Here is a 400-nt window from a genome sequence, read left to right as displayed (position 1 = left end):
GGGCGCCCGGGGGGGGGGCCGGCTCGGAGACGCAAAGGGGGCGGCCCCCCCCCCCCCGCCGCTGACGACGGTCTCCTCCGACCGCCCCGCCATGGCCCGCGCGGCGGTGGACCTGGTGCTCGACGACGGCCTGCGGGTGGCGGGGTCGCGCCGGGAGCGGGTCAAGCAGTTCCCGTCGGCGCTGATAGTGCGCCGGTCCTGCGGCTGCGACGGCCAGTAGCGCCGCACGCGGCGGCACCTCCGGCGGGCCGCGGCCCGCACGGCGGGAGGCCGCCCGGGCCCGCCCGCTCGGGCGGACCGGCCCGCCTCCCAGGCCCGGCCGGCCCACCCCCCTCACCCGGACCGGCCCAGCTCCTCGGCCCCACAGCCCCACGACCTTACATCGGGCATACGAGACTGT

At 80.8% G+C, this 400-nt stretch carries 1 pseudogene; it reads left to right on the top strand.

Features of this window, described 5'->3' with window-relative positions:
* Positions 1-220, top strand: a pseudogene (locus A4V12_RS35190) (substrate-binding domain-containing protein); the annotation flags it as partial.
* Positions 221-400: the final 180 nt, after the last annotated feature.

It is taken from the genome of Streptomyces noursei (genome assembly GCF_001646665.1).
In the GTDB taxonomy this organism is placed as follows: Bacteria; Actinomycetota; Actinomycetes; order Streptomycetales; family Streptomycetaceae; genus Streptomyces; species Streptomyces lavendulocolor.
This window is presented reverse-complemented; position numbering and strand designations above follow the sequence as displayed.